Source organism: Coleofasciculus sp. C1-SOL-03, assembly GCF_040220555.1.
GTDB lineage: Bacteria > Cyanobacteriota > Cyanobacteriia > Cyanobacteriales > Coleofasciculaceae > Coleofasciculus.
On sequence record NZ_JAVJUO010000012.1, the window covers coordinates 1 to 14827 of the forward strand.

At 45.8% G+C, this 14827-nt stretch carries 12 protein-coding genes and 1 pseudogene; 10 read left to right on the forward strand and 3 right to left on the reverse strand.

The genetic code is table 11. The annotated features are described in order from the left end of the window. Positions 1-3056, reverse strand: a pseudogene (locus RIE73_RS01645) (hypothetical protein); the annotation flags it as partial. Positions 3057-3290: 234 nt separating this feature from the next. After that, on the reverse strand, positions 3291-4211 hold the full coding sequence (locus RIE73_RS01650) for a LysR family transcriptional regulator (protein WP_446399523.1): 921 nt from the start codon (positions 4209-4211) through the stop codon (positions 3291-3293). Between the two features lie 130 nt (positions 4212-4341). Here RIE73_RS01650 and RIE73_RS01655 point away from each other — a divergent pair, with 130 nt between their 5' ends. From RIE73_RS01655 to RIE73_RS01665, 3 genes are all read left to right on the forward strand, one after another. Then, complete coding sequence (locus RIE73_RS01655; RefSeq protein WP_446399524.1) at positions 4342-5052, forward strand: DUF4336 domain-containing protein; 711 nt, start codon at positions 4342-4344, stop codon at positions 5050-5052. A 206-nt stretch (positions 5053-5258) separates the two neighbouring features. Beyond that, the gene (locus RIE73_RS01660) at positions 5259-5489 is read left to right on the forward strand and encodes a DUF433 domain-containing protein (RefSeq protein ID WP_446399525.1); all 231 of its coding nucleotides are present in this window, start codon (positions 5259-5261) and stop codon (positions 5487-5489) included. A gap of 5 nt (positions 5490-5494) precedes the next feature. Beyond that, positions 5495-5857 carry a DUF5615 family PIN-like protein gene (locus RIE73_RS01665; RefSeq protein ID WP_446399526.1) on the forward strand — a complete coding sequence of 121 codons (363 nt, stop codon included), beginning with the start codon at positions 5495-5497 and terminating at the stop codon, positions 5855-5857. 29 nt (positions 5858-5886) lie between these two features. On the opposite strand, the gene cysE is transcribed toward RIE73_RS01665, so the two are convergent. Further along, entirely contained in the window at positions 5887-6729 is an 843-nt protein-coding gene (gene cysE, locus RIE73_RS01670; protein WP_446399527.1) for a serine O-acetyltransferase, read from the reverse strand. Between the two features lie 998 nt (positions 6730-7727). Here cysE and RIE73_RS01675 point away from each other — a divergent pair. The 7 genes from RIE73_RS01675 (at position 7728) to nifD (ending at position 14729) form a co-directional block, all read left to right on the forward strand. Next, positions 7728-8207 carry a NifB/NifX family molybdenum-iron cluster-binding protein gene (locus tag RIE73_RS01675; RefSeq protein ID WP_446399528.1) on the forward strand — a complete coding sequence of 160 codons (480 nt, stop codon included), beginning with the start codon at positions 7728-7730 and terminating at the stop codon, positions 8205-8207. Positions 8208-8334: 127 nt separating this feature from the next. Beyond that, a complete protein-coding gene (gene nifS, locus RIE73_RS01680; protein WP_446399529.1) occupies positions 8335-9561 on the forward strand; it encodes a cysteine desulfurase NifS in 1227 nt (408 codons plus the stop codon). 175 nt (positions 9562-9736) lie between these two features. Then, positions 9737-10690 carry a Fe-S cluster assembly protein NifU gene (gene nifU / locus RIE73_RS01685; protein WP_446399530.1) on the forward strand — a complete coding sequence of 318 codons (954 nt, stop codon included), beginning with the start codon at positions 9737-9739 and terminating at the stop codon, positions 10688-10690. A 519-nt stretch (positions 10691-11209) separates the two neighbouring features. Continuing rightward, entirely contained in the window at positions 11210-12034 is an 825-nt protein-coding gene (gene nifH / locus RIE73_RS01690) for a nitrogenase iron protein (RefSeq protein ID WP_446399531.1), read from the forward strand. Positions 12035-12124: 90 nt separating this feature from the next. Beyond that, positions 12125-12484, forward strand: a complete 360-nt coding sequence (locus tag RIE73_RS01695; RefSeq protein ID WP_446399532.1) for a P-II family nitrogen regulator — start codon at positions 12125-12127, stop codon at positions 12482-12484. A gap of 116 nt (positions 12485-12600) precedes the next feature. Next, entirely contained in the window at positions 12601-12996 is a 396-nt protein-coding gene (locus tag RIE73_RS01700) for a P-II family nitrogen regulator (protein ID WP_446399533.1), read from the forward strand. 113 nt (positions 12997-13109) lie between these two features. Beyond that, on the forward strand, positions 13110-14729 hold the full coding sequence (gene nifD, locus RIE73_RS01705) for a nitrogenase molybdenum-iron protein alpha chain (protein ID WP_446399534.1): 1620 nt from the start codon (positions 13110-13112) through the stop codon (positions 14727-14729). Positions 14730-14827 lie beyond the last annotated feature (98 nt).

Here is a 14827-nt window from a genome sequence, read left to right on the forward strand (position 1 = left end):
GCTTTTTTAACTGCCTGGTCAATCTTGGCATTGATTTTCTTGGCTATCTCTGGAAAGGCGGCAAAGGCAACTTTAACTAACCCTTTAAGAATTTCACCGAAGCCCTTGATTAACCCCACAATTGCCTGACGCGCTAAATCAATCGCTGCTGTCGCTAGTTTTTTAGCGGCATCAAAAATTGCTTTAACGGCTTTGCGAAGGTTATCATAGATAAAATTAACAGCTTGTTTAATGCTATCGATAAAGGCTTTGGCTTTCGATTTAACCCAACCCCAGAAACCCCCTGATTCTTTTTCGCCTTCTTCTTTCTTCTTATTAGCTTCTTTGTCAGCTTTCTGCTTTTCTTGTTCAGCTTCCTTCTCGGCGTCTTCTAAATGTTGGGCAGCCTTTTCCTCTCCCTTGAGCTTTTCGGTGTCAATTTTATCTCGCTGTTCCTGACTGGCTTGACTGGCTTTTTCCTGATAGTCCTGATCAACTGTATCGAGTTCGGTTCGCCACTCCTGTCTGGCTTGAGTAACTTCCGCCTTGGCTTGTTCCTGTTCGGCTATTTGTTTTTGTTTCGTTTGTTCATCTAAACCAGCAATTTCCTGGTCAGCATCCGCTCTAGCTTGGGCTGTATCGGTGTCAAACTTATCTTTACCTGCCTGATATTTCTCTTGTTCTGCTCCAATCTTTTCTCTTAGAAAAGGCGTCAGGGATTGATTTAGTCCACCTGCGGCTTCTCCGGGGACAGCAGGCGCTTCCAGTCCTTGAATCGTAGGGGGGGTAATCGCGGAAAGTTCTTTGTTAGCTTTGAGGGTTTCATTGCTGGCTTTGGGAAAAATGCTATTCTCACCAAAGTCTTGATTCGTGTCAGCAACCGCTTGGGCTTTCGCAGTTTGTAACTCTTGATTCGATTGTGTCTGAGCAGACTGGATTTGAGCTGGATTCGCTTCCCCATTTAAATCCACATTTGGGCGTTCTCCAGCACTGGTGCTAATTTGACTGGTGTTCATCTGGACATTAGACAAAGCGTGTTGAGCGCTGCGACTTAGGGCTTCGTCATTTTGTCCTTCTTGTTGAACATTGCCACCAGCGAGTTGGGTTGGTGCAGGAGGTGGAGCAGGAGGAGCTTCTGGTACTTGGGTATCATAGTTAGCTTCGGGTTGAGCTGAACCTTCCGCTTTCACTTCAACCTTCGGCTCTCCTTTCGATTGAGCGGCTTTTGTCGCAGCTTTCTCTGCTGTTTGAGTCGCTTCTGTTCCTTGGGCAGGTAATCCAGTCGGTGCCGGAATTTCTGGTATTGTTTCCTGTAGGTTTTGTTTTTGTTTTTCTAGTGCTGGAACTGAAGCGGCTTCGGCTTGAGCGTAAGCGGCAACAGCTTGCGTCGGTGGCGTATTTTTTAGCTGTTCGATAATCTGACCAGGATCTTCCGCCGTAATCGTAACAGTTTCTTGGGGGGCTGATGCAACTCCTTCTCCCCCTGTACCTCCACCCAAACCAGCGTCTTGACTTTGGGGAGTCATCGCGGTTGGCGGTGTGGGGGCATTACCCATGCTTCCACTACTTCCAGTTTCAGCTTGGCTTTCTACTGGAGTTTCTACTTTTTGTTGAGGCTGTTCCTTTGTCTTTGTTTCAGGTTGCTGGTTTTCCTTGGCAGCTTCTGAATCCACCTGAGTTTGGGGTATTTGCTGTTCTTTGTTCGAGGTCAATTCTAGCGGATTAGCTTCCAGCTTTTTTGCCTCTAGCGATTTGGGTTTGACTTGCCCTTGTTGTAATGATAGGTGTTGTTTCTCTGATAAAAATTCGGGACTTTTATCCGATAAACTCTTAGGTTTCAGAGTATCAACTTCTTGCTGATCTTGCTCCGACTCATGCTCCTGTTGTGGGGCTTGTCCACTACTGCTCTTGTGTTGAATGGATTGTTCTAGAGATAATGTAGCCGTAGCGCCAGAGGATTGTGACTGTGTTTTTTTCTGAACCGTTTCTTCTTCGGGTTCCTGGAAGGGCTGGTTTTGAATCTCTTCATCCTCAGTATTATCCTGACGTTGAACTGTAGGAGCTGCTGACTGATTCAATACAGGATTAACTGGCTTTACAAGTGACTCAATTCGCTGTGAAGTAAAGGTATTGAGTCGATTTAATCCGGGGTTAGAAATGGGTTTTATTGGTTGGACAACCTGATTCGACAACCTGCCCAAATTAACCTGTCTGGGGATCGAGGATGACGGTGTACCGGGAACGTTGACCGGAATTTCGAGAAAATTATGATACTCTTCTTCTTCTGATTGTTCTGTTTGTTCTGTTTGTTGAGCGGGTGTGTCTGAGGTTTCTCCTTGGCGTTGAACCGTTTGAGACTCACTCGATGATATCTCGTCTGCTTCCGCCTCTGGTATTTGCTGGCGTTGGATGGTTTCATCCGATTCCTGCGCCTCGTGTTCAGCTTCTGGCTCAACCTTTTCCTCGTTTTCAACGGGCTGCTGTTGAATGGAATTGCCTAATCCTCCTAAGTTTACCTGTCTTTGTATAGAGGATGGCGATGTACCCGGAGCGTTAACAGGGAGTTCGAGGAAATTACGAGAAGGTTGTTCGGCTTTCGCTTGAATTTCAGTTTCTTCTTCTTGATTATCAATGCTATCTGTATCAGATTCAGGTATTGCCTCGGCTTCACTATCGGATATTTTCTGACGCTGAATACTGCTATCTGCTGCGGAAGCATCTGAGGCTTCGCCAAAAGCAAGATCATCTGGCTTTTTCGTCTCGTCTTGAACTTCCGACGCATCCGCCTGAATATCTACAGCATCAGTAGTAGGTTGCTGGTTTGTGAGATCACCTGCCTTTGACTGAATCGGACTGGCTTCGGCTGTTGGCGCAGGAGCTTGAATTGGAATCTTTTGGGAGTTATAACCTACCTGGGAAATTTGATCTGCTTGTTGTTTGAGCTGTAGTTTTTCCTGGGGCGATAATGTCGGTGACAGCACTTTGGCACGACGCCTCTGTATCTTGAAGGGATTCGGCACGGGTGTCGAATTGGGCTTTGAGAAGCCTTTTTTCCAGAGGTGTTCGTGAGAAGACATTGCCGAGTGCCTCAACGATCGCAGTCATTCTGCTGAAGAATTATTCTATTCTACCTGCTTAGTGCGGGAAATTGACTAAATTTTGATCAAAATTTAGGCGGCTAGCTAAATTAAGTTTTGTTAAGGGGCGCGATCGCATGGTTGAGTCAGTAGCCGTGGGCGCGATCGCCAAAAACTGTCACACACCCCAGCCGGAAATCTCAGGTACGTATCTGCCTTGCCTGCCGATAAGGATTATGCTAGAGGGATGCTCAAGCTTGTCATATCTTGCGAAAAACTCTTGGCTAAAAATTCCACAAAGCATTGAACTTTGGGCAGCAGATAACGTTGAGCAGGAAATACCGCATAAATTCCCACCTGATTATCCACCTCATACTCCTTGAGCAGATGCACTAGCTGACCCGATGTCAGTTCCCGTTGAGATAGAACTTGTATGACCCGACCGATACCTCCTCCTGCTAAAATCGCCTCGTAAAGGGCTTGACCACTATTCACTTCAAAGTTTCCCCGTACTCGAATCTCTCGTTGTCCAGAGGCGTCGCGAAATCGCCACTGGTTCAGGGTCGTTTTTTGGGCATTTAAGCTGAGGCAATTGTGATCGGTTAGATCGTCAGGTGTTTTGGGTATACCATAACGATCAAGATACTTGGGCGCAGCGCAAATAATGCGACGAGAGCTGATTAATTTTTTAGTCATCAGTGACGCATCAGCAAGTTCCCCAATGCGAATGGCAACATCAATTCCATCTGTCACCAGATCGACAACATCATCGGTTAGGATTAATTTGAGAGAAATCTGAGGATATTGTTCGAGAAACGGCGGAATTTTTGTGAGTAAAAAGCGATAGGCAAAATAGGTAGAACAACTCACATACAGAGTACCTTGCGGTTGCTGACTGTATTGTCGGGCTTCTCGTTCGGCTTCCTCAATGTCTGCCAAAATGCTAAGGCAACGGTTGAAATAGCGCTCTCCTACTTCAGTTAAGCTTAAGCGGCGAGTCGTGCGATTCAATAATTGCACCCCCAGTCGTTGTTCCAGATGGCTAATTCGGCGGCTCACAGCCGAGGGATTCAGTTGCAGTTCCTCAGCAGCTTTGGCAAAACTGCCACTTTTGACGACTTGCACAAACACGTCTAAATCTTGTTGGCGGCTCATAGATTATTGCTTTTTTTGCACGAGAGTCGTGATTAAAAACGCTATTGTTATTATTTTAATCATGAATATAGAATGAGGTCATGTAATAAAGAAGCCGCCTACAGTCAACGTTAGCACCAGCAGTATAGCTATGCTCAGAAAAATTGACAGGAACATTTGGGTTGCCGAGCAAACGTTACGATATTTTGGATTGAGCGTTGGTACAAGAATGACAGTAATTCGTTTCAGTAATGGTGAATTAGCTGTTATCTCTCCAATTCAAATAAATGACCAAACTACAGACCAAATTAATGAGCTGGGAAATGTCAAATATATTATAGCCCCAAATCTTTTTCATTATCTTTTTTTATCTGATTTTAAGGCTCTTTATCCTCAAGCAAAGATTTATGCTGTATCAGGATTGAAGGTTAAAAAAACTGAGCTATACATTGATCGGGTATTAGAGGATAATATAACCGAGTTTTTAGGTCAACTTGAATATTTATTATTTGAAGGGTTTAATACCTTTCTCCCCATCGGAGTATTTCCTCTAAATGAATATGTTTTCTTTCATTCCGAAAGTCATACTTTGATTTTGACAGACACAGCGTTTTACTTTGATGAAACCTTTCCATTGACAACAAGATTAGCATCCAAAATAATGGGAGGGTACAAAAAACTTAGACCCTCATTGCTGGAACAGCTTGCTACTCAAGAAAAGGAGAAAGTTAAACAATCCGTTCAAAAGGTACTAAAATGGGACTTTAGAAAAGTTATCGTAGCTCATGGCAGCATTGTGGAGCATGATGCGAAGAAGCAGTTTAAGGAAGGGTACGAGTGGTTTTTAGGGGGATCTCTCTAAATACCTGTTAAGGGTTGGGTGTGGGGTATGTCGCAGAATCCGGGTACTGATTATTTCGTTGTTCTTTTGGGATTAAGGATTCCAATTGCTGTTCAAGTTCCGTGATCCGATCGCGTAACACCTGCCAATACCACTTGATCGGGTCGCCGTTTAAGGTTCTGCTACTATCAGATTAGTCTATTTTCACAAGTTAGGCAAGATAAAAAATGAAGAATTGGCAAGAACAGATTGAGATAAATCCCAAAGTTTGTCATGGAAAACCTTGTATTAAAGGAACTCGCATTATGGTTTCAGTCATTCTGGATAATCTGGCAGAAGGATTAACACTAGAAGAGATTGTCGAAGACTATCCGCCGTTGACTGTAGACAAGGTGCGCTCCGCGATCGCTTATGCTGCCGCACTGGTGAGAGAAGAGGAACTGTTACCGTTGCGATAAGGATTATGTTGGTTAAATTAGACAAAAATCTTAGTATTACCCATGCGGAGTTTCTCCGGAATAAAGGTTACGATTGCGATCGGGTTACTGATGAAGGATTGTCCGGTGAAGATGATGAAGTTGTATGGCAGCAAGCTTGTACTGATGGGCGCTTTTTTATTACTCTAGATTTAGACTTTTCTGATGTCCGACGTTTTCCACCAGGAACTCATCCGGGGATTTTATTGTTGCGTTCTCGTCGTGGAAGTCGTCAGGCGGTGCTTGATGTTTTGGCTAGGGTTGTGCAGGACTATCCACTCACAACTTTGGCAGGTTGTCTAGTTGTTGCTGATGAAACACAAACCCGAATTCGTCGTCCATCGGTTTGAGGTCAAAAATGTTTCTGTAATTATCAAGTCTAATCCAGGCATTTTTCATCCTGTTTTTCTCTTCGACTCAAGGAATCCAATTGCTGTTCGAGTTCCGTGATGCGATCGCGTAACGCCCGTAGCGCGGCGGCTTGTGTATCGGGGAGTTGTCCATGTTCTAACGGATCAATGCGTTTGCCAGACTGACGTACAATTCGCCCTGGTACTCCCACCACGGTGCAATCGGTGGGGACATCTCCCAACACCACTGAACCCGCCCCAATGCGAACATGATCGCCAATGTGGATATTTCCCAATACCTTGGCACCTGCACTCACTACCACATTCTTCCCTAATGTGGGATGGCGTTTGCCCGTTTCTTTACCTGTTCCTCCCAGGGTTGCGCCTTGGTAAATCAAACAGTAATCACCCACAATCGCGGTTTCGCCAATTACCACGCCCATGCCATGATCAATAAACACGCCCTTACCCATCACCGCCCCTGGATGAATTTCGATTCCGGTGAAGAATCGCGCCAGTTGAGACAGGAAGCGGGGAAAGAAGGGTACATGCTGACGATGTAGCCAATGGGCGAGGCGATGGCTGATCAGCGCCTGTAAGCCGGGATAGCAAACGAATACCTCGAACCGATTACGGGCGGCTGGATCACGTTCAAAGATAATCTGAAAGTCGGTTAAGAGGGTTCGCCAGCCTTGCTTGATCACCTGAAACGGCGTTCTGACTCTAGGGATTTTATCGGTGTCGCCTCGTTCTAATCCCCTATCCTCTATAGGTTGCTGACAATGGGTTATCCCATTGTGCCTTCTGCCTTCTTTAGCTGGGGTAGCAAGCTGCGATCGCGTTGTTGAGTAGTTAGTCGTGGACTGTAGCATTGCATATCGCCCCTGAAACGAAGTTAATCTTTTTTCGCTTATACCAGATGTTTGATGGCTAGGTTGCACATTAGCTACGGATTAGACTGGATGCGCTTATTAATGATGTACTCAACGCTCAACGTTCTGATTGTATCGGCATTTCCCCGTGTTGGGGGGAGCAGGGTTCTCGTATTTTTTATCCCGGATGGCAAGATTTTCGGGTCGAGGTTCTAGTATTTTTGTACTCAGAATGACCCCAGCGACAATGTGACTGTTTACGGTATGTGGCGCAACGTGAATGTGTAGGGGCGGGTTTTACCATTAACATTTAGTTTTCACCCTGATGTCACTAAACCCGCCCCTACATTTTCTCCATCTCCCAGACGCGCCATGTTCAGTCTCTACAACCCCTGTTCTCAACCCAATCTACACCAATGGGGGAAATCTAAAAAAAATCAATAGAAATGCAGACTCCGCAAAAAAATGCTAATTTAGATACAGAAATGCCATTCAAGGTAAAACGTTAGATTTAACTGATAAGCATTTTGAGTACAAATCTGTACTCAGTAAAAGCTCCGACTAAAATTAGCTCAATCCTGCACTACAATAGGCTTTGAGCGTGAGTACAGAAATACTCGAACCCCACCCCTTAAATACTTGCACCCCATCCCGAAAATACTAGAACCCCTACCCCCAAAGAAATTTGAAATGCCTCTGTAATCAGACTTTAGGGGGATGAGTACATAACCAATTAATCTAATCAGTCTTAACCCCAGGCGAACAGAACCTCCTGTTTAGACCGAGCTGCTATAAAAACAACTATCGCCGGAATTCAAGTATGAAGGATGCTCAATCAACTCCTTCATACTTAACTGTTTAAGTATTGGCGTTGGGTGTTAAGGGTGCATTTATCTTTTAATTCAGACAATGCCGAAAGCCCACGACTCAAACAGTTACTGGATTGGCTACGCCGAGACGATTAGGCGATTCGGGGACACCGGAGGAGGAAGGATGTCATGAACACCAACAGTCTGAAGATGAAATCAGAATACGACTTGAAACCACATCAGGAACGACAAACGGGCAAAGAGCCTAAAGAATTCCTGAACGCGACTCGAACTGAAAATACATCCTCTGTCGCCAATCGGACTAAAATCCGCGTCGCTGTCGCCAGTAAAGGCGGTGGCTTGGTTAATCAACATTTCGGTCATGCTAAAGAATTCGAGATTTACGAAGTTGATCACGATGAAGCCCATTGTATTGATCGGCGTTCCGTAACTCCCTATTGCCAAGGCGGGTATGGCGAAGCCGATGTACTCGACACTATTATGCAAACGCTTTCGGATTGCCAAGCTGTTCTCGTTTCTAAGATTGGTGCTTGTCCCAAGGAACAATTGCAGGCGCAGGGAATTGAGTGCGTTGAAGCCTACGACGTGATTGAAAACGTAGTGCTGGACTTCTACGAACAATATCAGGGTTTTACCGATAAGGTTTGATTTACACCCATTCCTTCACTCAATCCGCCCTGATTCAAACATGGAGTATTTTGTATCTTTGGTTACGATTTTACAGGAATTTTAGCATCGAGTTCGATTCCGAGACTGATGTTCTATAGGTAGATGTATGAGTGTAATTTATTTAGATAACAATGCCACCACCCGTGTAGACGAGGCTGTGCTGGAGGAGATGCTGCCTTATCTGACTGACTATTATGGAAATCCCTCCAGCATGCACACGTTTGGTGGACAATTAGCCCGCAATATAGAGCAAGCACGAGAAAAAGTTGCGGCATTATTGGGCGCTCAACCGACAGAAATTATTTTTACCAGTTGCGGTACAGAAGGGGACAATGCCGCGATTCGCGCCGCGTTGAGGACTCAACCGGACAAGAAGCACATTGTTACCACGGCGGTGGAACATCCAGCGGTTTACACGCTTTGCAAACGACTGGAAAAAGAAGGCTATCGGGTGACTTATCTCCCCGTTAATGGCAAAGGATTGATTGATCTCAAGGAATTGAAAGCCTCTCTCACCGACGATACGGCTTTGGTTTCGGTGATGTGCGCCAATAATGAAACGGGGACGATTTTCCCGATTGAACGGATTGGGCAGATTGTTAAACAACGGGGCATTTTGTTCCATGTTGATGCGGTGCAGGCGGTGGGGAAAGTTCCCTTGAATATGAGCGAGAGTACCGTTGATTTCTTAGTTCTTTCCGGTCATAAACTTCATGCACCTAAAGGGATTGGCGTACTCTATGTTCGCAAAGGTGTGCGCTTCCGTCCCCTATTAATTGGGGGTCATCAAGAACGAGGGCGTCGAGGGGGTACGTCAAATGTTCCCGCCATTATTGGCTTAGGAAAAGCCGCAGAATTGGCAATCCAGCACGTCACGGAAGAAGTTACCCAGGTGAAGGAATTACGCGATCGCTTGGAACAAGGATTACTCAGTCAGATTCCCGATTGTCAGCTTAATGGTCATCCATCGATGCGGCTACCGAATACGACGAATATTGGGTTTAAGTATATCGAAGGTGAAGCCATTTTACTGTCCCTGGATCGCTTTGGGATTTGCGCCTCGTCGGGTTCGGCTTGCACCTCTGGCTCATTAGAACCCTCTCATGTACTGCGGGCGATGGGACTCCCTTACACCCTTCTCCATGGTTCGATTCGGTTTAGTTTGTCTCGATATACCACCTCAGCCGAAATTGATCGGGTGTTGGAAGTGATGCCAGCCATTGTAGAACGCTTACGCATGATTTCCCCCTTCAAGAATGAAGCCGACGAAGAACACGGTTGGCTGCAAACAGCCAGAGAACAACAGGGTAGAGGGGTTATGACGGTGCAATGAGATGGGGAAGATGGGGGACACCTCGGCTCCGCTCGGTGTGTCAGATGAGGGAGATGAGAGAACAAACTTGTCTGTGTAATCAGTGTCAATAAGCTTTCACCTCCCTACCTCTATCTCTCCAATAAATCAGTGAAATCAGTGTTTTGACGAATGACAAATAACGGGAGAATAAGCCATGTGGGACTACACTGACAAAGTAATGGATTTGTTTCATAATCCGCACAATATGGGCGCGATCGCAACTCAAGATTGTACGACGACGGAAACAATAGCAGTTGGCGAAATTGGCAGTATTGTTTGTGGCGATGCGTTGCGGTTGTTTCTGAGGATTGATAGCACAACGGATACCATTCTGGATGCCCGTTTTCAAACTTTTGGCTGTGCGAGTGCGATCGCGTCTTCCTCGGCGCTGACGGATCTGATTAAGGGGATGACGGTTGATGATGCGTTGCGACTGACGAATCGTGAGATTGCTAGCTATTTGGGTGGCTTACCTCAGGAGAAGATGCACTGTTCGGTTATGGGTCAAGAAGCCCTGGAAGCGGCAATCTCTGATTATAAAGGGATTCCGGTTAGACCGGAGGAAGAAGACGAAAGTCCCTTGGTGTGTAGTTGTTTTGGGGTGAGTTCCGCTAAGATTAAGCGACTGATTCGGGAAAATCACCTCACTAACGCTGAAGAAGTCACCAACTACATTAAAGCGGGTGGGGGGTGTGGATCATGTTTGGCAGAAATCGATGATCTGGTGATCGAGGTAACGCAAGAACAGGAGAAATTAAATACAGCCGCGTCGCTATCCGCACCGATTCCTCAACCGACTGAGGCTACCGCGACAACGACTCCATCGACTTCCCCGATCAAAGAGGAGAAATCGCCACCTCCTGCTACCCTGACGAATTTGCAAAAAATCACCTTGATTCAGCAAGTCCTGGAAACAGAAATCCGTCCCACGTTAGCCTATGATGGCGGCGATGTCGAGTTGCATGATGTAGAAGGCGATCGCGTTAAGGTGATTCTCAAAGGATCGTGTGATGGCTGTCCCAGCGTGATGATTACCCTGAAGATGGCGATCGAAAAGCGGCTGCAAGAACGAGTGTCTCCTAATCTTATGGTTGAAGCCGTGGTTTAAGTTTAATGTGCAAATTTTGACTTCAGTTTCTGATTGAACAAGTTTTAACGTAACTCCGTTGTATAGGTAACCCTTGGTGAATCGCCAAGGGTGTTTTTTTTGACTTATAACAGGTTGAATAAACTCAAAAAATAAGTAATTTTTATTTAATCAGCATAAATGAAAAGCAGTGATTTCTGTCACTTTTAACAATAACTAAAGATTTGATTTTTCTAGGTTTAGCAATGGTTATATTGTTTATATAGAAACACATTGTTTTTGTTACAAACAGCAAAATACCGAGTTAAAAGTAAATCAATAAAATTCTGGTTTTGTAGCAAGTTACACTTTTATATCTAGATTTAATTCCTATTATTAAATCATCAGGAAAACAAAAAGACGTTACCCGGATAAACGCTCACTTGTTTCTTGATTGATTTGAAGCTTTCGGATGGTTGAATATACAAGATTTTTCCGAATCAACTTCAATTAAATGTTAATGATGTAACCTCAAATAATTGATCCTAATGGAGGTCTGAAATGAGGAAGATTGCTATTTACGGTAAAGGTGGAATCGGTAAATCCACAACCACACAAAATACAGTGGCTGGACTTGTCGAACTCGGTCGCAAAGTCATGATCGTTGGTTGTGACCCCAAAGCAGATTCTACGCGCTTATTGCTCGGTGGTTTGCACCAAAAGAGTGTGTTAGATACTTTGCGTGAAGAAGGCGACGACGTCGATCTCGAAGAAATTCGTAAAGAAGGCTATGGCAAAACCCTCTGCGTAGAATCCGGTGGTCCAGAACCGGGTGTAGGCTGTGCAGGTCGAGGCATTATCACCTCAATTAGTATGCTCGAACAACTCGGCGCCTATGACGAGTGTGAAGGTCTTGATTATGCTTTCTACGACGTACTAGGTGACGTGGTTTGCGGCGGTTTCGCCATGCCAATTCGGGAAGGTAAAGCCCAAGAAATTTACATTGTTACCTCTGGCGAAATGATGGCAATGTATGCCGCTAATAATATCTGCCGAGGCATTCAAAAATACGCTGAATCTGGTGGTGTTCGTTTAGGCGGTTTAATTTGCAACAGCCGTAAGGTTGATCTGGAAGCTGAACTTATTCAAGCATTGGCTGAATCCCTCGGCACTCAGATGATCTATTTCTTGCCCCGCGACAACATGGTTCAACGGGCGGAACTGAACCGCAAGACGGTGATTGAATATGACTCTGATTGTGAGCAAGCCGGTCATTATCGCAACTTAGCTAAAGCGATTGATGAAAATACCAATCATGTCGTTCCCACACCAATGAAGAATGACGAGTTGGAACAACTACTGGTTAAGTTCGGTTTGTACGGCTAGAGATGCAGTGTGTTGCAGGTGGAAGGTTACAAACATTCCCACATCTTCCACCGCTTACATTCAAGCGAAATTGTTTGGAGGCAACATCCCATGACTATCATGGTGAGAGCGATTATTCGACCGGAAAAGAGCGACGACGTTATGAAAGCGCTCTTGGACGCTGGTTATCCAGCCGTTACCAAAGTTGATGTCTTTGGTCGAGGCAAACAACGGGGATTAAAGATTGGTAATGTGCTTTACGATGAACTCCCCAAAGCGTTGTTAATGGTGGTGGTTCCCGATACCGAAAAAGAGTTTGTGATTCGGGCAATCCTGAGCAGCGCTCGCACGGGAACAGAAGGAGCAGCGGGTGATGGCAAGATATTTGTCAGTCCTGTAGAAGAAGTCTACACCATCAGCTCCGGTCAAGCCGATTCGAGTAAGAAAGAACCTGCGCTGGCTACGCGCTAAAAATGAGACCCATTTTGTATCCATTGTTCTTGTAGAAATCGTTAATAACGGTTTCTACAAGAGAACTCCCCGGTTTATGTTAGGAGGCACGAGAGTAAATCTCAGTGTTGAAGGTTATGAAAGAAGTTCTGGCTGTCATCAGGATGAACAAAATTAACCAAACGAAAGCCGCCTTAAGCAAAGCTGGTTTTCCGTCCGTGACAGCGGTGAAAGTAGTCGGTCGAGGCAGGCAAGCCGTGGACTTTCAGTTAGCGAAAGCAATTAATGAAAATCCCCAAGATAGCAGTGATTTGCTGCCCCTCCTGGCAAAAGGACACCGTTTAATTCCCAAACGGATGCTCAGTTTAGTTGTTCCCGATGACAACGTTCCGCAAGTGGTTGATGCCCTGATTCAAGCCAATCAGACCAGCAACCCAGGAGATGGAAAAATCTTTGTTCTGCCCGTTGATGATAGTGTCCGCGTGAGCAGTGGCGAAACAGGAGCCGTCGCGATTGATGAAATGACGGGTTAAAGTTTCCCAGCGAAATGTAGGGGCGGGTTTTACGAATAACGGTTTGGTACACATCAATAACTTGATTGAATCCGCCCTTTCAAAAAAAGCAATTAAGACAGGAGAAAACGATTATGAGTCCCCATGATTCAGATACCTTAAAATTAGAAAAGGCGACGTATGAAGTAGACACGAAAGACGTTACCAAAGAGATGGTATCGCCCTACCCAGCCAAAGTTGCCAGAAAACGGGCAAAGCATATCGTAACGCGGGACCCGTCCATCGAAGGACAGGAAATTCAGGCGAATGTGCGGACGGTTCCTGGGATTCTCAACACCAGACACTGTGCCTTTGCTGGATGTAAAGGGGTGGTTGTTGGTCCGTTTGGTGATGTGCTGCACATTGTTCACGGACCGGTGGGCTGTTCGTACTACACCTGGATGACGCGACGCAACCAGTATCAGACTCGTGAAGATGGCAAGAATTACATGAGTTACTGCGTCACCACAGATATGCAGGACTCTGATATTGTCTTCGGCGGTGTGAAAAAGCTGCGTCAAGCCGTTCAGGAAGGCTATGACATCTTTAAGCCCAATGCGATTACCATCACAGCTACCTGTCCAGTCGGGTTAATTGGTGACGATATCCAAACCGTTGCCAAAGAGATGACTGAAGAACTCGGCATTTCGGTGGTTGCATTTAACTGCGAAGGTTACAAAGGCGTTTCCCAGTCTGCGGGACACCACATCGCCAACAATGGTTTCTTTAAGCATTGGGTGGGTGAAGGCGAAGCCGAAGATGAAGAAATTGAAGGCTTCACCGTTAACCTGTTAGGTGAATACAACATCGGCGGCGATTCCTGGGAAATTGAGCGGGTGTTTGAGAAATGTGGGATCAAAGTTCTTGCTACATTCAGTGGTGATGGGACTTATGATGCGGCATCCAAAGCACATTTGGCTAAATTAAACTTGGTCATGTGTCACCGCTCGATTAACTACATGGCGGAGATGATGGAGACTAAGTTTGGGGTGCCCTGGACGAAAGTTAACTTCATCGGCGTTCAAGCTTTTGCCAAATCCTTGCGTAAGGTTGCCCGATTCTTTAATGATGAAGCCCTTACCCAGCGGGTTGAAGAGGTGATTGCTGAAGAAGTAGCAGCGGCGGAAGCGGAAATTGCCCCGATTCGGGAACGGTTAGAAGGTAAGACGGCGATTCTGTTTGTCGGTGGTTCTCGCGCTCACCACTACCAAGACGTGTTTGCAGACTTAGGCATCAAAACCGTTGCTGCTGGTTATGAGTTTGCCCACCGGGATGACTACGAAGGTCGTCAAGTTCTACCCTTAAAAGTAGACGCCGACTCCCGTAACGTCGAAGAGTTGCGTGTTGAAAAAGACCCAGAGCGCTATAAACTGACGGCTGACCCAGAATGGCTGGAACAGCTTAAAGAAGAAGGCTTCCTGAATCGCTACGAGGGCATGATTTCAGAGATGGGTGAAGGCACCTTGATGATTGATGACATCTGCCATCATGAGCTAGAAACTCTGATTAAGCGTCTCAAGCCCGATATCATCGGTTCCGGAATTAAGGACAAGTATGTGATTGAGAAGTTTGGCGTTCCGTGTAAGCAACTTCACAACTACGACTACAGCGGTCCATTTGCCGGATTCCAAGGTGCGGTTAATTTCGCCAAAGATATCGATATGCGGATTAACAACCCCTCTTGGAAGTTAGTGAAAGCCCCCTGGCAGAACTAGCCAATGTAGAGACGCGCCATGGCGCGTCTGAGAGCAAAAAAGTTATCCGTTAATTCTTGCGAGTAGGGCGGGTTTAGTCACATCTGGGTTGAACAAGC